Source organism: Pseudomonas sp. FG86, assembly GCF_057808775.1.
The window spans coordinates 1-21,438 of sequence record NZ_JBMDIS010000075.1 but is presented as its reverse complement, the minus strand read 5'-3'; the positions used below and the strand labels follow the sequence as shown (position 1 = coordinate 21,438).

The 21,438-nt window shown below is 62.5% G+C and carries 16 protein-coding genes; all 16 read right to left on the bottom strand.

Annotation, left to right across the window (positions count from 1 at the left end):
- Positions 1 to 28: 28 nt before the first annotated feature.
- Positions 29 to 1,753: a ShlB/FhaC/HecB family hemolysin secretion/activation protein gene (locus ACODSV_RS28990; RefSeq protein WP_024072698.1), complete on the bottom strand. Its 1,725-nt coding sequence runs from the start codon at positions 1,751 to 1,753 to the stop codon at positions 29 to 31.
- A 583-nt stretch (positions 1,754 to 2,336) separates the two neighbouring features.
- On the bottom strand, positions 2,337 to 2,819 hold the full coding sequence (gene pgaD / locus ACODSV_RS28985; protein ID WP_024072697.1) for a poly-beta-1,6-N-acetyl-D-glucosamine biosynthesis protein PgaD: 483 nt from the start codon (positions 2,817 to 2,819) through the stop codon (positions 2,337 to 2,339).
- Between the two features lie 2 nt (positions 2,820 to 2,821).
- A complete protein-coding gene (pgaC, locus tag ACODSV_RS28980) occupies positions 2,822 to 4,162 on the bottom strand; it encodes a poly-beta-1,6-N-acetyl-D-glucosamine synthase (protein WP_069074961.1) in 1,341 nt (446 codons plus the stop codon).
- A 2-nt stretch (positions 4,163 to 4,164) separates the two neighbouring features.
- Positions 4,165 to 6,162, bottom strand: a complete 1,998-nt coding sequence (gene pgaB, locus ACODSV_RS28975) for a poly-beta-1,6-N-acetyl-D-glucosamine N-deacetylase PgaB (RefSeq protein ID WP_150095498.1) — start codon at positions 6,160 to 6,162, stop codon at positions 4,165 to 4,167.
- A 12-nt stretch (positions 6,163 to 6,174) separates the two neighbouring features.
- Positions 6,175 to 8,655, bottom strand: coding sequence for a poly-beta-1,6 N-acetyl-D-glucosamine export porin PgaA (gene pgaA / locus ACODSV_RS28970; protein WP_454843089.1), 2,481 nt, complete (start codon positions 8,653 to 8,655; stop codon positions 6,175 to 6,177).
- 302 nt (positions 8,656 to 8,957) lie between these two features.
- Entirely contained in the window at positions 8,958 to 10,454 is a 1,497-nt protein-coding gene (locus ACODSV_RS28965) for a YdgA family protein (protein ID WP_150095500.1), read from the bottom strand.
- A 150-nt stretch (positions 10,455 to 10,604) separates the two neighbouring features.
- On the bottom strand, positions 10,605 to 11,237 hold the full coding sequence (locus ACODSV_RS28960; protein ID WP_150053819.1) for an NADH:ubiquinone oxidoreductase subunit N: 633 nt from the start codon (positions 11,235 to 11,237) through the stop codon (positions 10,605 to 10,607).
- 80 nt (positions 11,238 to 11,317) lie between these two features.
- Positions 11,318 to 12,766: an efflux transporter outer membrane subunit gene (locus ACODSV_RS28955; protein ID WP_150053820.1), complete on the bottom strand. Its 1,449-nt coding sequence runs from the start codon at positions 12,764 to 12,766 to the stop codon at positions 11,318 to 11,320.
- The gene (locus ACODSV_RS28950) at positions 12,763 to 13,665 is read right to left on the bottom strand and encodes an efflux RND transporter periplasmic adaptor subunit (protein WP_024072690.1); all 903 of its coding nucleotides are present in this window, start codon (positions 13,663 to 13,665) and stop codon (positions 12,763 to 12,765) included. Before ACODSV_RS28950 ends, ACODSV_RS28955 begins: the two co-directional genes overlap by 4 nt.
- On the bottom strand, positions 13,662 to 13,871 hold the full coding sequence (locus ACODSV_RS28945; RefSeq protein ID WP_150053821.1) for a DUF1656 domain-containing protein: 210 nt from the start codon (positions 13,869 to 13,871) through the stop codon (positions 13,662 to 13,664). Before ACODSV_RS28945 ends, ACODSV_RS28950 begins: the two co-directional genes overlap by 4 nt.
- Positions 13,868 to 15,946, bottom strand: coding sequence for an FUSC family protein (locus ACODSV_RS28940; RefSeq protein WP_150095501.1), 2,079 nt, complete (start codon positions 15,944 to 15,946; stop codon positions 13,868 to 13,870). Before ACODSV_RS28940 ends, ACODSV_RS28945 begins: the two co-directional genes overlap by 4 nt.
- On the bottom strand, positions 15,943 to 16,374 hold the full coding sequence (locus ACODSV_RS28935; RefSeq protein WP_024072688.1) for a MarR family winged helix-turn-helix transcriptional regulator: 432 nt from the start codon (positions 16,372 to 16,374) through the stop codon (positions 15,943 to 15,945). The genes ACODSV_RS28940 and ACODSV_RS28935 overlap by 4 nt, the downstream gene beginning before the upstream one ends.
- Positions 16,375 to 16,599: 225 nt before the next feature.
- Complete coding sequence (locus ACODSV_RS28930) at positions 16,600 to 16,845, bottom strand: DUF2789 domain-containing protein (RefSeq protein WP_024072687.1); 246 nt, start codon at positions 16,843 to 16,845, stop codon at positions 16,600 to 16,602.
- A gap of 9 nt (positions 16,846 to 16,854) precedes the next feature.
- Entirely contained in the window at positions 16,855 to 17,466 is a 612-nt protein-coding gene (gene cysC / locus ACODSV_RS28925) for an adenylyl-sulfate kinase (protein WP_150053822.1), read from the bottom strand.
- Positions 17,450 to 18,964 carry a TolC family protein gene (locus ACODSV_RS28920; RefSeq protein WP_150053823.1) on the bottom strand — a complete coding sequence of 505 codons (1,515 nt, stop codon included), beginning with the start codon at positions 18,962 to 18,964 and terminating at the stop codon, positions 17,450 to 17,452. Before ACODSV_RS28920 ends, cysC begins: the two co-directional genes overlap by 17 nt.
- Positions 18,965 to 19,005: 41 nt before the next feature.
- A partial coding sequence (locus ACODSV_RS28915) for an Ig-like domain-containing protein (protein WP_489078377.1) occupies positions 19,006 to 21,438 on the bottom strand: 2,433 nt, incomplete at its 5' end.

Sequence of the window (21,438 nt, the reverse complement as noted above, 5' to 3'; positions counted from 1 at the left end):
TCAAAATCTCAAGGTTGCGGGCATTGAATTACAGGTAGAAATCCAGGCGGAAATAGATCGGCGCTTCACGCTCGCTCATCACCGTCGGTCGTTCCAGGGAGTGGGCAAAGGTCACGCTGGTGCTGACGTTTTTGCCGCGGGCGAACAGCTCGAGGGAGTTGCTCGAAACGCGCCCATGGAGGTTGTCGTTGTAGCGATCATTGCGGATCACACCCTGGTCGTAGCCGACGCTGGCGCCGTACTCCAGGAACGCCGGGCGCATCCAGTCCCAAGTCACCGGGCGCGCCCAGCGCACGTCATTGCGCCAGTAACCGCCGCTGTCGCCGGTCAATTGCTGGTCCTTGAAACCGCGGACCGACGCCGACCCGCCGAGGCTGATGCGCTGCGGGCTGAACAGCACGTCTTCACTGCGCTGCCCGGTGGCCAGGCTGGAAAAACTGAACGACTCGCCCCACAGCGTGAACGGCTGCAGGTAGCTGACGGTGGCGGTGTATTTGCGGTAGTTCGGCGTGGGCGTGAGGTTGCCCTCGCGATCGCGTTCCTGGTCGTTGCTTTGCGCATCGAACGCACCGATGCCGTTTTGCATGCCCAGGTCCACGTTGACGAAGGCACTGCCGATACGGCGCCCGTGGTTGATCCCCACCTGGAATTCGCTGAGGCGGTTGCTGCTGGTGTCCAGTCGCGCATCGAGCAGGTAGTTGTTGGTGCGCAAATGGGCAAGACCGACGTTGACCGACGTCTTGCTCACGTCGTCACGATGGATCACGCGCTCGGCCCGCAGTTGGTGGTTCTGGCTGTCGCCGTACTGCTTGAGCTTGTAGCCATCGAGGTCGGCCAGGGTGCGGTAATCGCTCTCGCTGTAGGTGTAACTGAAGTTCCACCAGCCCCACGGCACGTTGTAGTAGAGCATGCTGTTTTTCGAGGTTTTCTGGTGGTCGCTGAGGGCATCGTGGCCGCCGCGCAGGATCAGTTGATCGGCCAGGCCCAGCGGGCTGTCCCATTCCAGGCCCGCGCCCCACTGCTGTTCGCCGGTGCTTTTCTGGCCGTCGTTGTTGCGCGACAGGCTGGCGCGCCAGGGCTTTTGCGGCTGGTTCTTGACCAGCACTTCGCTGCCACCGATCTGGGTGCCGGGGGTCAGTTCCATTTGCGCCTGCTTGGACGGCAAGCGGCTCAACTGGTCGACCAGTTGTTCGACTTCACGCAGGTTGAGCGACTCGCCGACCTTGCCCGGAAACGCCATGGCCAGCTCGCGGTCGGTGACCGTGCTGCCTTCGGCGCCCTTCAAGCCTTCGAGTTTGCCTTCCACCACCAGTACTTGGAGGTGGCCGCTGGAAAGGTCCTGTTGTGGCAGGTAGGCGCGGCTGGTGACGCGGCCTTTGCCGATGTAGTCATCGGTGATGGCCTTGAGCAGTTCATTGAGCTGCGCGACGCCCAGGCACTGGCCGATATAGGGCTTGAGCAGGCGCGCGCGATCGGCGGCTGACAGGCTGTCGGCGCCTTTGAGTTCGATGGTTTTGATCGGGAAGCAACGCGTGTCCGCGGGCGTGGCCGGGGCCTGGGGCCGGGTGCCCTTACCCGGCAGATCCTGCAGCTCTTCGAGGCGGCGGCGCTGCTCTTCGAGAAGACGGCTTTGCCGGTCACGGATCAGGTCCTGATCCCCGGGCGTGGGGGCGGCAGTGGCACTGTTCAGGCTCAAGTAAGTGAGCAGGAAAGTACACAGCAATAACCGAGTCCGTGGCAATAACAGAGACATGTTCGATCCGTCGAAAATCAAGGGGCCGCAAACTAACATCGAGCGTCGACTGATCCAAGAAACTGGCTTAGTCGAATGCTTTGGCTAATTAATCCTGCAAGCACTTGATTACTAACAATAAAAAAATATCAAAAAGATGAGCGATCTATCGTCGGAACTATTATTCCGACAAACGGCAACTCTTTTGATAGTTATTCGAGCACAACTTAATAACGGCCACTAATTGGCCATCAAGTTGGCGTCGAGTTAGGTTAGTACCGGAAAAGATCGAAAAGTTCGCGGGGGTTTTGTGAATTGGATCCCATTTGTCGGGATCCGCAGGGTGAGACACCCGTGTGGGAGTGGGCAAGCCCTAATGCCATTCAGCTAAGGCTTTTTTGTAGGAGCGAGGGGGACGCCTAGTTCTTGCTCGCGAAAAACTCACAGGCGCCGCGTTCATTCAGGAGACACGCGTTATCGTTGACGTTTTTCGCGAACAAGCTCGCTCCTACAAAAGGCGATGTACGCTTAACTGAATGGCATTAGGGCAAGCCCGCTCGCCACAGTTACAGTGTTCCTCCCCCCTTGGATCGGGTTGACAACACTAGCCGGCGTCTTTGTTCTGGTCCTTACCCGGCACCAGGGTCAACCCTGGTTTTTCCACGTCGCGGGAGACATGGGATTTCACTTCCTCCACGCCGCCGTCCTCGTCGTTGTGGATAACCAGCACACCCGGCCTGCGCAATTGCTCCAAGTCGCCCTCCCCCAGCTTGAAGCTTTCACTGAGGCTTTTATCACTGAGCGCATTGGCCTCGGCACGGCGCTGGGCGAACTTGCGCCCCTTGCGTTGCTGGTAACGCGCCCAGCTGATCAGGATCACCGCGTTGAACAACGCGATCCAGAGGTAGATCTGCAGGGTATTGAGCGCCGCGAAGATCGGCGCCTCGATACGCGGGCCGCCATGGGTCTCCAGCATCGATGTGATCCCGCGCGCCAGCAGCCAGATCAGCCCGGCCCAGGCCAGCAGGGTCAACAGCACATCGATGACCCACATCACCGGGTGTTGACGAGTTCGCACCAGTTTCATGATTACGCGTCCTCATTGGCAGGTTTGATACCGCGATCCGGGCTGACCCAGCGCGCACGCTTCTGGTGCTGGTTGAACAGCACCTTGGGAAAGCTGACCAGCGTGGTGAACAGGCTGACCAGCCAGAACACCATCGGGTACCACACGGTCCAGAACAGGGTTTTCCACAGGTCCTTTTCGTAGCGCCGGTCAATCATGATGCTCACCGCAAACTGCACCAGGCACACCATCGCCAGGACCAGGCCGGTAAACGCCGGGGGCACCAGGGATTCCACCGCGATCGCCGGGGGCAGCACGATGAATTTACCCACGACCCAGAAGACCACCGAGAGCAGGAAGGTGAAGGCCCAGCCAGTGGACAGGCAGTATTCGAACAACAGCGGCCACAGGTAGCGATGCCGCCACTGCCAGATGCCCCGGATGTTCTTGAACAGCACTTCGGCGCCGCCCTGGGCCCAGCGCAGACGCTGCTTCCACAGGCCACCGACGGTTTCGGGCATGAGGATCCAGCACAGTGCGCGCGGCTCGTAGAAGATGCTCCAGTGATCGAGTTGCAGCTTCCAACTGACATCGATGTCCTCGGTGATCATGTCGGTGCTCCAGTAGTCGATGCGGTCCAGGGCTTTCTTGCGAAACGCCACCACCACGCCGGACACCGTGAAGATCCGCCCGAACACCCGTTGCGTACGCTTGATCAAGCCGATGATCGAGGAGAACTCGCCGACCTGCACGCGGCCGATCAAGGTCGAGCGCGTGCGGATACGCGGGTTGCCGGTCACCGCGCCCAGGCGCGGGTTGTCGAGCATCGGCGCGACCATATAGGCCGCCGCATTTTTATCGAGCAGCGCGTCGCCGTCGATGCACACCAGGTACTCGCTGCGCGCGGCCACCGCGCCCATGCGCAGGGCCACGGCCTTGCCTTGGTTCTGCGCCAGGTGCAGCACCCGCAGGCGGGGGTGCTCCAGCGCCAGGGCGTCAAGCACCGCGGCGGTGTTGTCCTTGGAGCCGTCGTTGACAGCGATCACTTCGATGTTCGGGTACAACTGGCCCAGCGCCGCATGGATGGTTTCGGCGGCGTTGTCGCCTTCGTTGTAGCAAGGAATGATGATCGAGATCAGCGGGTTGCCGGCCAGGGTCGGCGCCGGTGTGTCTTCTTCCCACGGCCAGTGGCGCTCCCAGTGCAGCCAGAAATACAAGCCGCCGGCGATCCACAGCGCCGACATGAACAGCGGGTAGAAAAATACGAAGTCCATCAGGAACTGCCCGGTGACCAGGAAGATCAGGCCCAGGGGCACACCCAACACCAGTGCCAGTACGAATAACGCCAGGATTCTGTCGAACATGGTCAAGGGTTCCATTGGTTGGAAAGGGCCGGACGCACGGTGTTCAGGTCCGGGGAGTTCTCCAGGAAGTTGTCCGGGTAGTAACCAAAACTCGTGACCCCCTGGCGTTTGAGCACACCCATCCATTCAGCCATCTGCGCCCCGTCGATATCGGGAGCAGCCTTGGTGCGCCAGTCTTTGGCTTGCAGTTCGAACACGGTGCGCTCCAGTGCTCCGGGGCGCGCCTTGACCGTGGCGACCAGTTTTTCCAGCCAGGCGTTGGAGTTCTTCAGCGTCTGGCCTTCCATCAGTGGCATGGCCATGGGCGCGGTCCAGTCGTAGGTCTGGAGGAAATCATCCAGGTTCTGCGCGAACCAGGCTTCGCTGCCGGGGTTGAGCATCGGCTCGGCGAAGATATTGCGCGCGGTCAGTACCTGCGGCCCACCGACGGCGCGGACCTTGGCGGTCAGTTCGTTGGTGAAGTCGATCAGGTAGCGGCTCTTGAAGCGCGTCCAGCGTTGCATCACCGCCGGGTCGGCCCGCAGCGCGGCGATGGTGCCGGGCAGGCCATTGGCGGCATAGGCCTTGAGCGCGGCGGGGCTGGCGTCTTCGAAGTCCGACAGCACCGCGTCGTCGTGATACAGCACGCCGTCGATGGCATTGTTGCGCGCCAGGTCTTCATAGAGCTCGCCAATGATCTTGCGCACCTGCGGGTCGAACGGCGACAGGCGCTGGTATTGATCCGGGTCTGTGCCCACCTTGCCGGTTTCCGGGTCCCAGCGCGTTACGCGGGGCAGCTTGGGATCGAGGGCAAAACTCAACACCGGCATCCACGCATACACGGCGGCATGGGCACGGGTGTGCAACTGCCAGGAGACGCGGTTGAACAGGTCGGCGCGCACCGGCAAGTGACGGTTGGGGAAATACAGCTCGTGCACCAGGCCATCACCCTTGGGGTCGGCGAAGGCTTGCAGGAACACCGTCCCCGCGCCCATGTCCACTACACGCTGCACCAACTGGTCGAGGTTGCGCGCCTGTTGGGCCGGGTCCGGGTCGTAGACGTTGTCCAGGTCCACATGCAGCACCCGCAGCGGCGCAGGGGCCTGTACCGCGACGATGCTGTTGGCGAAATGTTCGCCGTCCGGGTCGGAGGCCACCAGGAAGCGCGGGCTGTTCATCAGCTTGCCGAGGTCGTCGAGGCCATCGTCCAGGGTCAGCGCCATCTGGTAACCCTGCTCGCCAACGACCGCCAGCGAGGTGCCCTTGGCCGCACCATACGGCCATACCCATACCCGTGGTTTCTTGCCGGTCACGGTCTGGATCTTGTTGGAGATCGCCACCACATCCGCCCGCATCCGCGCCTCGAACTGCGCTGGGGTTTCATAGCGGCCCGTGGCCGGGTCATAGCGTAGCGAGGTCGCCGCCGGTTCCAGGTTGCCCTGGGGGTTGGCCAGGATCCCGGTGTGACTGGCATCGGTATGCGCGGCGATTTCCACCAGGCCCGATTGCGACACTTCGCGGATCTGCTGCCAGGTGAGGAACTCGCCCCGTGGGCGTGGTGAGCCGGCGAAGTCCACCGGCTTGTTCATCGGTGTGTCGATCCAATAGCCCACCGGCGCCAGCAAGGCCGGCCAGCGATAGGCGCGCAGGATCGGCATCACGCGGGTGTAGAAGCTGGAATAGCCGTCATCGAAACTGAGCATGATGGCTTTGGGCGGCAACGGTGCTCCACCACGGCGGGCAGTCAGGATCTGGTCGACGCTGACCGCCTGGTAGCCGTTCTCGCGCAGCCAGGCCAACTGTTCGATCAAACGCTCGGTGCGCACCGCTACCACCGCCTGGTCGGGGTCGCGATCCTCGACGTCGTGGTAGGCGATGCCCAGGAAATGGTTTTTCGGCCACGGCGCTTCATTGGCCGGGGTCGGCCGCTCGGCGGGTGGAGTGAATGGCGCGGGTTGCTGGGCGCAGGCACTGGCCAGCAATACACCCAGGACCAACAAGCAACGGCTGAGGACGGTCATGGTCAGGCTCTTCTAGAAACGGTAAGTGAGGTCGACGAGCAGGCGCAGATCGCGTTCGCGCTCACCGTCGTAAGGGCGGCTGATCAGGCTCAGGTTGGCGCCGGCTTCCAGGACATCGTTCCAGCGAAAGCGTTGGCCATAGCCCACCAGACCGATGCCACCGGTGGAATAATCCCGCTGGCTATACGTACCCGCACCGACCTGGAACTGCTGACTCCACTGGGTCTCGTAGCGGTGATAGAGCACATGGTTGATGTTGAGGACGGGCAACACGGTGAAATCCGACTTCGGGTTGAAGTACACCGTGTCTTCCTTGCTGTTGCGGCTGGCGCCGACTTCCAGGCCCAGGTCCACTTGCACTTTTGGCGAGCTGTAGAGGCCTTCGCGGCCGCTGAGCAAGGCTTCGACCCGGTCGTTGCCGTCGCTGAAATGGGACGGGCTGAGGGTCAGTTTCCATTCGCGGCTTTCGTTGGCGCGCCAGCGGATAAACCCGCTGCCGCCATTGGCCGTGACCCCGTCATTCAATGCGCGCAACGGCGTGGTGCTCAGCAGGTAGCCGAGGCTGCCGCCGTATTGCCAATTGTCGTTGATGTCGCGGGCAATCGAGATCGCGGCGCCTTGTTTGGAACCATCGCCGTAGGAATGGTTGGAGACCTCGGCTTCGATGGTCATGTCACGGGTACGCCGCTCTACCCCCACGCGCTGCCAACGGTGCTGGCCGGTGCCTTCGCTGAAGTCGGCGGTGGCATAGCCGGCGCCGGCGAACAGGCGCCAGTCTTCGTCGATGGGCGGGGTGTAGATCACACTTTCAATGCCCCAGTCACGGCTGCCGGACACCGCGCCGGCGTCTTGGTTGTTGCCGCCGCCATAGCTTTTCCCGGTGTAGGCCTCGACCCGCAGCTCAGCCATGTCGTGCACGTCCCGCAGGCGGCTGAGGCGTTGCACCTGGCGGCTGTCCGGGTTGCGGGCCAGCACGTCATCGGTCAGCACATCCATCTGCCGCCACTCTTGCAGGTCCATGGCGGTATAGGCCTGGGACACTTCCAGGCTGATATCTCGCGGCGCCTGGGCTTCGGTTTCCTTGAGGGAACTCTCGGACCGGCGCGGCCAATCCCGGGCCCGGTACATATTGGCTTGGGCCAGTTGAAGGCTGACGTTGCCCGGGGCTTTTCGCACCAGCGCTTCAAGGCCGGCTTCGCTGCCAGGCAGATCATTGCTGTAGGTGCCCGCCTGGGCCGCCAGTTGCTGCGCGTCCATCCAGCTGTCGTTGGGGTTGCCGATGGGCAAGCCCTTGAGTTCTTCACGGGGGTTCTCGCTCTTGGCCAGATTGTCGGCGACTTCACGCGCATCCAGCGCTCTGTCGCTTTCCACCAGGGCATAGAACAGCGCCGTACTGTCTTCGACACGGTCGGCAGGGTCAGCATCCGGCGCGGCCAGCGCCTGGCGATACAGCGGCTCGGCCTTTTCCGGCTGGCGCTGGTCAAGGTAAGAGGCGGCCACCCAACGCACGGCGTAGGTCGGCAATTGCACGCCTTCGCCTTTAAGGGTTTCGTATTCGCGAATTGCCTCGGCGGTGCGTGCCCGCGCCTTGAGTGCGCCCAGGCGGTCGATGCGCCAGCGCACCACGTCGTCGTGGGCAGTGGGGTCAGGGGTCCAGCGCGTGAGCAGCTTGTCGTAGTCCTGGAGCGCACGGTCTGCGATGACGTAGCGCTCTTGTTCGGAGCGAGTGGCGAACTCGGCCATGCGCACGCGTTCAGCGGCAAGGTCGCCCTCCAGGCGACGCTGGGTTACCGCGTCGAGCAGGCCGGGGCGTTGGGCCGACAGGCGCAAGGCGGGTTCAGGCAGACGGGCCTTTTGCAGGGCGACGATGTACTCGCGGGCGACGTCAGGTTTGTCGCCGGCGCGGATAAAAGCCTGGTCGAACTCAAACAACGCGTCGTAATTCAGCCCCGCGCGAGCCAACGCGTAACCCAGGGCCATGCGTCGGGTGGGGTCGTCGGGTTTGGCGGCCACCAGCGCGCGGATGCGTTGCACGGCCTCACTGGCTTGGCCGCCGTCGGCCTGGGCCAGGGCCAGGCCCAGTTGCAGGTCGATATTGTTCGGTTCACGCAGCAGCGCTTGGCGATACACCGCTTCGGCCCGTGCCCACTGCCGCTGGTTGCGATAAGTGCGGGCGACGGTGGCGAGTGCCTGGGTGGTCAGGTTGCGATGTTGCCCCTGAGCCTCGTACACCTGCAGCACTTCGGCGTCCTGGCCGGCCCAACCGGCGATCACCAGGTGGTCGCTGACCTGGCCCGGCGTCTGGCGCTCGGCGGACAATTGGCGCAGCTGGGTGAGGGCGGGGCTGAAGTTGCCGTTGCGCGCCTGGATGATCAGGGCGTCATAGGCCGGATCGGCCATGGCGAAGGCGGGCATCAGCAATTGGCTGCACAAGGCGACCCCGATGAGCAGTCGCAACCGGCCTGATGCACTGAGAGGGAGGTTTCGCAACATATCGTGAGCTTCCTTACACACGGAAAGCTTTAACGATAGGTGGTCCTGAGCGATTTGCTTCAGGTTGTCGGCGTCTTATGACCCGGCCTAGCTTTCCTGTCGCAACTATCGCCGAGGTGCGTACGAAAAAGGTCAATTCAGAACAATTGTTCAGAATTGCCATGCCCGGCGTAAATGTGAATGTGGGAGCGGACTTACCTGCGAAAAGGAGGTATCAACCGGCATCTACGCCGGCTGTTTGACTCCCTGCCGCGGGCACTCCCACTCCCACACTATTTATTTCAGGCTGGTGTAAAAAATACTTACTGCGCGCCGCTCATCGCGCCAACTTTTGCCATCACAAACCCGATGAATTGCTCGACGGTCATTTTCTGGCCGTTGAAGGTCACTTCATTGTTGGCGTAGTGCAGCTTGGACACCACGTCGCTGCCTACCAGGGTGGCGAGCTGAGTGCCAACCGCCATGCCGCTGACCATCTCGGACGCCATCTGGGATTGCTGCTCGATGGCTTGAGGATCGGTCACGCCACCCAACTGCGCCTGCAACGCGGAAACGTCGGCGATCATCGGCTTGGACAAGGTCAGGTTGGCATCCAGCTGCGAGACCATCTGCTTGCCCAGCTCAACCGGTGGCAGCTCCATGGACGTAGGCTTGGCCAGGTCCAGCACCAGGTTGAATTTGCTTTCGCCATGGGTGGTTTTCAGGGACAGGTTTTCCAACGCGAGATGGGGCTTGGCGGCCAGTACCTGGTTGACGTTCGCCTCGGCCAGGGCCTGCTCGGCTTCGCTCAGTTGCAGCTCAGGTGTGGGTTGGCCCGCGGCGGCAGCGGCTTGCACCGGCTGCATCTTGTCCTGGTAAAGCTTGGTCAGCACCAGCATGGCCGGGATGTCGACATTCTTCATGCTCAGGGCCATGGCCGCCGAGCCCACGGGTTTGCCCTGGTAACCGATCTCGTCGATCTTGTAGTCGACACGACCGGCCAGGTTGTTGTCCTTGGTTTCGCTGGAGTCTTTCTGCTCGAAGCCTTTGACGGTCAGCACGGCTTTCTGCGGGCCGAAGGTGAACTTGCTGTCGGTCAGCTCAACGGTGTTTTGCCCGGTGTAGAAGCCAAAGGTGGATTTTTCCAGGTTGCTGGCGATGGTCAGGCCAGCCAGTTCGGCCTCGAAGGCGTCACCCTTGGCATCGACCGCTGCGATTTTGAGGCTGTTCATGAAGCCGTCGGCCTTGACCTTCTGGCCTTCGGCGGTGCTGTCGAAGTTCATGTTGGCGCCCGAGAAGCTCACCGAAGACTTGTCGTCCTTGAACGCCAGGGGCAGCAATTCGATGTTGCCGTTGACCGAGCGGCTATAGCCGATATTGGCCACGCCTTTAAGCGGCGACACGTCTTTGGCGGCGGCGAACCATTTCTCGGTGGTGGCGTTCTTTTCCAGTTCGTAGTGACTGGTGGCCATGACCGGCAGCCATTTGAGCGTGACCAGGCGCGAGATCGGCAGCGGGCCGTGTTCGATATGGTCGACGAAGAGCAATTCGGGGTTGGGGTTTTCTTCGCCAAACACCGAGCCTTGGCCCTTCAGGCGGTAGTGCGCGGTGCTGCTGAACACGCCACGCTCCAGGGACACCAGCTCCAGGGCCACGGTGCCGTCGACGCCAGCCATGGAGCGCTGCAGTTCCTTGTTGGCGTCCTGCACCGCCGTTTGCAGCACCGGCTCCAACTGTTTACCGGTGTACCAGGCGCCGCCTGCACTGACGACGCCAACGGCGACCACAAAACCCAAAAGAACGACTGCTGGCTTATTCATGAAGTGACCTGATCAAATCCTGTGAGAAGTGGGCTGTCTTCCTTGAACCCCGAGTGAGGTTGGCTCAAGCCCGCCGAAAAGCGGGGGGAAGATTAGCACTGGCGGCCGCGAACGGCCCAGCTTTTCAGAGGGGTAAGGTCGGCACTTGGTTCACGAGTACTCCAACTCGATTTCATCCAACTGGTGATCAAAACTCTTCAGACGCGCCGTCCAGGTGTACACCAGCACCTCAAACTCGCGGTGTATGACTGCATTGCCGGGGGTGTCGGTCTTGGGGTCGCAGAAGTCCAATTGGTAGCGCTCACGGGCCATCTGCGTGGCGACATCGGACAATTCCCGCGCGTTATTCAGCCAGTGCCTACCCTCGTCTACCTGCCGGTCGAGCAGCACACATTGTTTTTTCAGGATTTCGAGGCTTTTTTCCAGAGGCGTGCCGGTGAGGTCCCCCATGACTTCCTGGAAAGTACGCCCGGGCTGCCAGTAGCTGCCCCAGAAATAGCGGTCGAACACGGTTTCGACACGGCGCAGGGCGACCTTGGTGTCCCAGATTGCAACCCGGGTCTTACCCTGTTCGAGGAGTTTTTTCTTCACTCGTTGGTTCTGGTAGGACGCCCAGGCCACCACGCCGATGGACAAGGTGCCGATGACCAGGCAGGCACTGTCGAGAAACACCATGGCCTTGTCGAGTTGATGGGCGAGCATGACGCCGTAGAAATACGCGGCCGATAACAACACCAGTGCGAAAAGCACGCACCAGAAAGCGGGAGCATAAGGGTTTTTCATTATTGGAATCCCCATGAGCAAACGCGAGCAGTGTCAGGGGAGCGTCACCGCGCTCCACCTGACAAAGCATAGTCATTCGCTCAGGGTTTGCTGGCCTGTGAGGCTTGCGTTCGTCCGCTTTCCCAGCCGCCGCCCAGGGCCAGGAACAGATCGATCTGGCTCATGGCAACCTGGGTGTTCGCCGCCGCCAGTTGCGCGCGCATCGCGGTGTAGGTGCGGGTGGCTTGCAGGTCGGCGAGGAACGATTCGCGGCCGGCCTTGAAGAACCGGTGGGTCTGGTCCGCAGCCTCTTGGGCAGAGTGCTCGGCGTCAGCCAACGCCTCGCGCCGCTGCAAGACGGCGGTGTATTGCGCCAGGCCGGTCTGGGTTTCACGGATGGCGTTGAGCACCACGCCGTCGAAATGCGCCAGGGCGCCCTGGGTCGCGGCTTCGGCCTCGTGGATGCGCGCACGGGCGCCGTTGGTCGGCACCGTCCAGCTGATCATCGGGCCGAAGCCCCAGCGGTTGGTCGCGGGCTGGCCGAGGTTGTCGAGCAGGCCCACGGTGCCCACCGTGGCGCCGATGGCGATGTCCGGGTACAACGCGCCGGTGGCCACACCGATACGCGCGGTGGCGGCGGCCAGTTGGCGTTCGGCCTGGCGCACGTCGGGGCGACGCTTAAGCAGTGCCGCACCATCGCCCACCGGTAACAATTGAGCGATGTGCGGCAGCTGGGCGCAGGTGCCGGTACCCGCCGGCAGTTGGTCCACGGGCTTGGCCAGCAGCATCGACAGGCGGAACAGCCCGGCCTGGCGCGCCGCTTCGTAGCGCGGCATGTCGGCGCGCAAGGATTTGTACTCGGTTTGCGAACGGGTGACCTGGGTTTCATCGCCACGGCCCGCGTCGCGCAGGCGTTGGGTCAGCTGGGTGCTCTGGGCTTGCAGGTCCAGGGACTCGTTGGCAATCGCCAGCTCTTCGTTGGCCGCGCAGACCTGGGTGTAGGAGCGCACCACATCGGCCACCAGGGTGATGCGCGCAATATCCACGGCGGCCTGGGCCGCATCGGCGCTGGCCTGGGCGCTTTCGATGCCACGTTGCAAGGTGCCGAACAGATCGAATTGATACGAGGTGGTAATGCCTACGCTGCCGATGTTATCCACCGGCACTTTGTCTGCCTGTAAAAACGCTTCGCCGGATTCCTGCAGGCGCTGCACCTCGGCCTTGGCGCCGGCACTCCAGCCGCCAGCGGACTCAGCCTGTTGGGTCTGATAACGCGAACGCTGCAGGTTGGCGGCAGCCACGCGCAAGTCGGTGTTGGAGGCCATGGCCTGGCGCACCAACTCATCCAGGCGCGGGTCTTGGTACAGCTTCCACCAGTCCGCCGGCACCGGCGCCGACACCACGTTGTTGCCCTCCCCCAACAGTTGCCCTTGCAGGTCACCACGGTTGATGGCGGCCTTGTCCGGCAGTTGGTAATCCGGGCCGACCACCTGGCACGCCGACAGCAATACACCCAGCCCCACGGTGGCCAACAACGCCGCCGGTTTCATGGTTGTTCTCCCTGCTGCGCCTTGGCCGCGGGCTTGTCGCCGATGATCGACACCGTCGCCGTGCGCCCGGCGATCATGCGGAAGTCCGCCGGCACGTCATCGAACGCAATACGCACCGGAATCCGCTGGGCCAGGCGCACCCAGCTGAATGCCGGGTTGACGTTAGGCAGCAGGTTGGAGCCGCTGCTGCGGTCTCGGTCCTCGATCCCGGCAACAATGCTCTGCACGTGGCCGTGCAGGCGCGCGTTATCGCCGATCACGCGGATGTCGACGCCCATGCCGACGTGGATACCGTCGAGCTTGGTCTCTTCGAAATAGCCGTCGATATGGAACGAGTTACTGTCCACCACCGACAACACCGGGCGGCCGGCGGTGACAAACTCCTGGGTACGCGGCGCGCGGTCGTTGACGTAGCCGTCGACCGGGCTGCGGATCACCGAGCGGTCGAGGTTGAGTTGGGCCGAATCCACCGTGACTTGCGCCTCGGCCAGGGCCGATTGGGCACGGGCGACACGGGACTGGCTTTCTTCCAGCTGCTCGCTGGGCACCAGGTTGCCCAGGCCCCGGTTACGCTTGTACTCGCGCTGGGCCTGGGCCAGGGTTTCCTGGCGGTCGGCCACGGCAGCCTGGGCCTGGCGCAGCGCCAGCTTGAAACGGTCCTGGTCGACGGCGAACAGCACCTGGCCTTTGCTGACCAACTGGTTGTCACGCACGTCGACCCGCTGGATCAGCCCGGACACGTCCGGGGCGATCTGCACGATGTCGGCACGGATGTGGCCGTCACGGGTCCAGGGGGCAAACATGTAGTACATGACCATGCGCCACACGACGACGACCGCAAAGGTCACGATCAATAACGTCAGGACTACACGGCCGATGGTCAAAAAAGGTTTTTTCATGTCATCAGGTATCGACTGAGTGAGTCCACCGCGCCCAGCAACAGCGCGTAGAGCCCCACATTGAATAATGCCCGGTGCCAGACCAGGCGATAAAAGTGAATGCGCGTCAGCAACCCGTGCACCACCAGGAACAACACGTAGGCAATGCCCATCAGCACCAGCAACGTGGGCAGGAACACCCCGCTGATATCCAGATCACCGATCATAGAGGCGCTCCATCGGGCAACGGCGCTTCCATCTCCGTGCCGCCAATAAATTCCACGCCGGGCAACAGCGCCAGGCGCAGGCCAGCCAGTGCATGCAACAGATGCAGGCGGGTGTCGTCTTCGTCTTGCAGGCCTTGCCCGTTGAGGGCTCGACGTGTGCGGTCGAGGGTCATCAGCAGACCGCTGGGCGCGGGCAAGCGTTCACCCGCCTTGAGGCAGGCCTTGAAGTAACCACCGACGCCATCCACCACCTGGTTGAGCAGCACCCGAGGCACGCCGAGGATGCGCGGCGAATAGGCCAGCAGGTCGAGCAGGTTCAGCGCCACGCGCAGATCACGCAGGGCGATGCCAGTGTCCTGGCCGATGATGGCCAGGCGCGGCAGGTGCTGCATCAGGCGGTCGAGCATTTGCGCGGCCAGGTAACGTTGCTCGTTCAGGGTCGAGGGCTCGGTCATGCCAACGATGTCGTTCCAACTGAAACGGGTCAGGCGCTTGGCCGCCAGTTCGGCGCCGAAGGGCCGCGAAACCAGGGTCCACACAAAGGCGAACAGCAGGCCCACGGGCCCGGCCAGGTTGACGTTGGCGAAGTTGAGGAAGTCCGCGTCGTAGGCACCCTGGATACTGATGAACGATGAGGTATTCACCAGCGTCAACAGCATGCCCAGGTAAAAACGTGGCTGTACCGTGAGTGTGCCGATGCAGATAAAGGGCACGGCGAACGCCAGCACCAGCATCGGGAAATCGTGCAGGTTGGGCAACACCAGGAACAGGTACAGGCTGGCGAACAGCACCGACATGGCGGTCCAGAAAAAGAACCGGTAGATCTGCGGTGCCGGGTCGTCCATCGAGGCGAAGAAGCTGCAGGCGACGGCGGCCAGGATCACCGCACTGCCGCCGTCGGTCCAGCCCAGCAGTATCCACAGCACCGAGGCGACGATGATCGCGGTCACAGTGGAGAACGCCGAATAGAGCATCAGCCCACGGTCGAGGAATGGCGTCAGCCGGCCCAGGCGCCAGTGGCGGTAGACGGCGCGCCAGGTGTCCTGGCTTTCACACTGGATGGCCGCTTGCAGGCTGCGACAGTCTTGCCACAGGTCGATCCACTCGCCCAGGCGGTACAGGGCGTTGGAAAACAGCAGCGTATGGCGGTCGTCCAGCGCTTCACCGTGGGGTTGCAGGGCGTCGACCTGGTCGCGCAGGGCGCGCCAGCGGTCCAACGGCGAGGACTCGGTGGTACTTTGCAACCATTGTTCCGTCGCCTCCAGCAACGGCGCGAGCGCGGCGAGAAACTCCGGCGCTCGGTGCTCGATGGCGTACAGCGCATCGTCGAGCGCATCCACCACCGGCAGCAGATGAATCATCCGCCCGCGCAGTTCCTTGGTGTTGCGTACCGTCTGCGGCCGAGCGCCTTCATGGGGCAACTGGCCGATCATCAATTCGAGGGTGTTGAAGGTGGCGACCATGCCACCGCGCAAAGTGCTGACTTCTTCCGGCGTTATGTTGCGGGTGAGAAAGCGCTGGCTGTAGACCTGCGCATCGCTGAACCACTTGGCGACCGAGCCATCGAACACCGGCATCAGGCGCCGGGGCCAGAACATCGCGCCGACCACCGCGGCGACCGCGATGCCGAGGAATATTTCCTCGGTGCGCGCTTCAGCCACGTCCCACACCGCGAGCGGGTTATCCACCACCGGCAGGGCGATCAGCGGCAAGGTGTAGCCGGCCAGCATCAGCGCGTAGTTGTTGGCGGTACGCAGGTGCATGGAGAGAAACAACAAGGTGCCCGTCCACAAGGCAATCACCACCACCAGCAGGTAGGGTGACTGTACGAACATCGGCACGAACACCACCGCCGCCGCCGCGCCCATGAAGGTACCAATGGCACGGTAAAGCGCCTTGGAACTGGTGGGGCCGACAAACGGGCTGGAGACGATATACACCGTGGCCATTGCCCAATAGGGACGCGGCATTTGCATGAGCATGGCGATGTACAGCGCGATCATCGACGCCGCGAAAGTGCGTACGCCGTAGAACCAGTCCTTCGCCGGCGGCAGGCCGGTGAAAAAACCGCTCAAGATGTCACACCGGCAGGGTGTTGATGGGCCGCTTCAAAAGCACGCAGTACACGCAACGCAGCCTCCATGTCCGCAGGGGCAATCTCGGCCAGCACTTCGCGCCGCAGGCGCACCAGTTGCACCTCCACCGCCTGCACCAGCTCGCGACCGCGCTCGGTCAGGCTCAGGGCCTTGGCACGGCGATCGTGGACGTCTTCGGTGCGGCACACATAGCCGCTGCTGCACAACTGATCGAGCAGGCGCACCAGCGACGGGCTTTCCATCCCTGACGCCTGGGCGACTTTCACTTGGTGCACACCATCGCCCAGGCGACCGATCATCAGCAACGGCACGGCGCAGGCTTCTGAAATACCGTAGCTCACCAGCGTGTTCTGGCAGATTTTGCGCCAGTTACGGGCGCCCACCACCATGCTGCTGCTGAGGTTCATCTGGAGTTGTTCGAGGGATTGAGGCACTGGATAGTTCGCATACTGTTAGTTTGCTAACTATCAATATGGCGGAGAGATCAAATTGCGTCAAGTTTTGAAACAATTTAGCGGATAGGTGGTGGGAGGGTTGGATGTTCAGCAATCGCATAAGCCATGTGGGAGGGGGATTGCCCCCCTCCCACATTTGGATCGGTGTCGGCTTCAGACAACTTTCAAAAGATTTTTTTACCCCCCTCGCCCACTCCGCAACATCAGATTCAACTCATCCACCACTTCCGCCCAATCCGCGTCCTCGCAGATTTCATCGCGCAAAAACGCTCTCTGGCTGTCCGTCCAAAAAAACGCATCCGCCAGATGCAGCTCCGGCTTAAGCGGTGAATGAGCCGCCACAAACTGTTCGATACTGACCCGGTCATCGGCCAGCCCAAGCTGTTTGAACAGTGACGGCAAGCTGTGCACAGGCGATTCCATGGCGGGCTCCTAAGAAGACAATTCCCCAGAGTCTAGTTCAGGCGCCAGCCAGGCCAACAACCGTTCGACGCTCTGTTGTGTCGACAGCACGCCGGTGTCCAGTACCAGCGAAGCGTGGGGCGGTGGCTCGTAGGGCGAACCAATGCCGGTAAACCCCGGTAGCTCACCTCTGCGGGCGCGTGCGTAATGACCTTTGGGGTCGCGCCGCTCACAAACCGCCAGCGAGGCACTGCACCACACTTCCCGATAATCGGCCCCCAAGCGTTGGGCGAGGACCGCACGCAATTGCACCAGAGGCGCAATCATCGCCAGGATCACGATTTGCCCGTTGTCCACCAGCAGCGCCGCCAGTTCGCTGGCGCGGCGGATGTTTTCCAGACGGTCGCCGTCGGCAAAGCCCAGGTCTTTGTTGAGCCCGACGCGCAAGGCGTCGCCGTCGAGCACGATGCTCTGGCGGCCTTGTTCGAAGAACGCGGCCTGGAGGCCCTGGGCCAGGGTCGACTTGCCCGAGGCGGGCAGGCCGGTGAGCAGGATCGCCACACCCCGATGGCCATTGCGCGCCTCGCGTTGACGGCGGGTGATGCTCGCCGTGGGCGCCACCAGGTTATTGGGCGACGGCACGCGGCACCGGTGCGCTGATGTTGCCGGCGGCCCAGGCCGATTCACGGCTGGCCAGGGCGGTGGCGATGCTTTGCACGCGGTCGGAGTCCAGTTGCTCCGGCAGCGGGTCGAGACCGGCGCTGGCGAAGATCTGGCCGTAGGCGTTGCGCAGGTCGGCGTAAGCCAGGTCGCGGCGCAGGTCGGCTTGCAAGGTACTGAGCTCGCCCTGGATCAGGTCGAGTTCGCCCAGGCCAGCCGCTTCGTGTCGATTGCGCAGCTGGGTGAGGATTTGCCCGTCAATATTGGCCAGTTGCTCGCTGGTCTTGAACTGGCGCACGGCGTCCTGGAAGTTGGCGTTGGCCACATAGATCTGCGCCAGCACCGCGATAGACATGGCCTGGCGCCTTGCGGTGGCGACTTCTTCACCGGCCTTGGCCACGTCGATGGCGGCGGGCGCGGACATCACGTTAAACAGGTTCCAGGTGATTTTGGCGCCGTAGTCGGCCCAGCGATTGTCCACCAGGAACGAGTTGCTGTCGTAGTGGCCACCGGCGGAGAACTCCAGGCCCGGCAGCAGGCGCAACATGGCCTTGCGGGTTTCGGCGGCGCTGATGCGGCTCTGGTAATCCTGCTCGCGCAATTCCGGCCGATTGGCCAGGGCTTCCTGTTCCAGGCTGGCCAGGTTGACCTTGAGCTGGGGCACGGTGTAGTCGTCCGGCGTGGCCAGCCTCAACTCAGTCCCCATGGGCAAGTTGATCAGGGTCGCCAGCTCGGTCTTGGCCAGGGACAAGGCACGGCGCTGTTCCTGTAATTGGCGTGTGGCTTCGATCAGCGAGCGTTGGTAGCCAAGGGCCTGGACCGGGTCGCCGATGCGCTGCTCGCTCATGCTTTGGCTATCGACCTGGGCTTTGTCGACCCGCGCCATCAGGCTATCGATCTGGGTCAGCAAGCGCTCGGCCGCCACGGCTCGCCAATAGGCCGAGCGCACGTCCTGGACGATGGTGTTGATGACCTTGCGCCGACGTTCCTGGATGATCAGGCGCTGGTCACCTTGCTGCTTGGCGCTGATGTAGCTGACACCAAAGTCGAGTACGTTCCACACCATGGTCAGGTCCGCCACGCGACGATCGCGGTCCTGGGAGGTCGACGGTTCCAGGGACTGGGTACCGGTGAGCACGCTCTGGCTGCTGGAAGCGTTGGTGTTATTGCGTCCGGCATAGCCTGCGGACAAGGCCATGCGCGGCAGCATGTCGAAGCTGGAGAGATCCGATTGGCGTTTGGCCAGGGCCTCCTCCATCACCTTCAAACGACCTTCGAGGTTGTATTTGACGGCGCGGGCCATGGCCTGGTGCAGCGTCAACGCGCCGCTCAACGGCTCCTGATCCTTGTACATGCCGTGCAGGTCGTTGCGGGCTCGCTGCTCGCTGACACTGCGCTCAATCGGTTCGCTGGTGACTGCACAACCGCTGATCGCCAGCGCCAGCACGCTGGCACCGAACAACTTATGACGTGTCTTCATCCTTGTAATGCCCCTGTTACTACGCCTGGAGTTAAGTGTGTTCAAGCCTGCATTTCGCTGATGCCGACTTGTTGCAGTGCGTGCGCCAGGTCCATCACTTGGCGCTGTTCTGTGTCTTTGAGCTGCTGCAATTGCTGGCCGAGGCTCGGCGCGCCAAACATGCCGCGCGCCCCCTGGACCGGATCGCCCGGGCCTTTGATCGATTGGTTGTCGGACGCCTTGAGGGGGCTATCGTCACCGTGGGTTTCGCGATTGAACAGGCTCGACAAGGTGCTTGAACCAAACACCCCGCCATCGCCGCCGCCCAAGCCCAAAAAGCCGCTGGCGCTGCTGTCACCGGCCCTATCGGTGCCGAATACTTGGGCGATATAGCTGGGAGCCAAGGCACCGTTGCGCAGAAAGATGCTGCCCACCGGCGGCAAGCCCGCCCCCAACTCACGTTGCTCGAACAACGGCGGGAAGCCGATGGGTAAACCGAGGACGCCCGTCGGCCGGCCAAACACGATCGGTTGCAAGGGTGGGTTCGGTGCGCCTTGAGGCGGTGCCGGATCGGTGACGCGGAACAATGGGTCGCCGGTCAGCGCTACCGTGTTGATCGCATAGTTGTTGGAGTTGGCATAGCCGCTGCCCGCGTTGCCCGACAGGTCATTCACCAGGCGGTTATCGAGGGTGATGAAGTTGCTCGGGTCATTGAGGTTGGCCGTTGGCGTCAAGGTCGCAGTCCAGGTCTTGCCACCGTCACCGGTGACCAGGTTGGACAAGCTGCCGTTGGCCACGCTCAGGGCATCCAGATTAAAGCCGCTGACTTTCTCGCTGAAGGTGAACGTCACGGTAGTCGTCTGGCCGACGGTCAAGTTCGGGTTGGCGATACTGATGGTCGCGGTAGGGCGCTCGCCATCGATCGCGTAGTTATTCGAGATCGCGATGCCGGTGCCAACGTTACCCGCCGTGTCGTTAACCTGGCCGGCATCCAGCACGATCAGGTTGGTCGCATCGGTGATGGCGGCGGTCGGCGTCAGGGTCGCGGTCCAGGTTTTGCCGCCATCATTGCTCGCCAGGTTGGACAGCACGGCATTGGCGACACTCAGGTCCGAAAGATCAAACCCGGTGACGGCCTCGCTGAAGGTGATGGTCACCAGCGAAGTGGCACCGATGTTCAGGCTGTCGTTGGTAACGACTATGGTTGCCGTCGGCCGCTGGGTATCGATGGCGTAGTTGTTGGAATCGGTGCTGCCGCTGCCGGTATTGCCCGAGCCGTTCTGAACGCCGCTGTTGTCGAGGGTAATCAGGTTGGTGGCGTCGGTGACGTCGCTGGTCGGCGTGAAAGTCGCCGTCCAGGTAACACCGCCGTCGCTGCTGCTCACAGTCGTCAAGGTGCCGTTGGCAATCGTCAGGTCGGCGTTGGTGAAACCGCTGACCGCTTCGCTGAACGTGATGGTGACCAATGAGGTCTCGCCGATATTTAACGCATTGTCCGCCACCACGATGGTCGCGGTTGGGCGTACGGTGTCGACGGTGAAATTGACCGAGTTGGTGGTGCCGGTGCCGACGTTACCTGCCAGGTCGGCGATGCCCGTGTTGTTCAGGGTGATCAGGTTGGTGGTGTCCTTGATACCAGCGGTCGGAGTAAAGGTGGCGGTCCAGGTCACACCCCCATCGGCACTGCTCACCGCCGTGAGGGTGCCATTGGGCACGTTCAGGTCACTGTTGGTGAAACCGGTGACCGCCTCGCTGAAAGTGATGGTCACCAGCGACGTTTCACCGGCGACCAACGCCGTATCAGCGAGCACGATGGTCGCGGTCGGCCGCTGGCTGTCGACGGCGTAGTTGTTCGAGTCGGTCGTACCGCTGCCGGCATTGCCCGCCAAATCGGTGACGCCGGTGTTATCCAGGGTGATGACGTTGTTTGCATGAGTCACCCCGTTCACGGGGGTCAGCGTCGCGGTCCAGGTGATGCCACCATCGTTGCTGCTCACCGCGCTCAATGTGCCGTTGGCAATCGTCAGGTCGGCATTGGTAAAGCCGGTGACCGCCTCGCTGAAGGTGATGGTCACCAGTGAGGTCTGGCCGATGCCGAGGGCTGAATCGGTAACCACAAGGGTGGCGGTTGGGCGCTGGGTATCGATGGCGTAGTTGTTCGAATCGGTGGTGCCCGTACCGACGTTACCGGCCAGGTCGTTGACGCCCGTGTTGTTCAGCGTGATGAGGTTGGTGGCGTCGGTGACGTTGCTGGTCGGCGTGAAAGTCGCCGTCCAGGTGATACCGCCGTCGTTGCTGCTCACCGCGCTCAACGTACCGTTGGCGACGCTCAGGTCGGCGTTGGTGAAGCCGCTGACCGCTTCGCTGAACGTGATAGTGACCAGGGACGTGCCGCCGATGTTCAGCGCCGGGTCGGCAACGACGATGGTCGCGGTCGGCTGCGCGGTATCGATGGTGTAGTTGTTGGAGTCGGTCGTACCGCTGCCGGCGTTGCC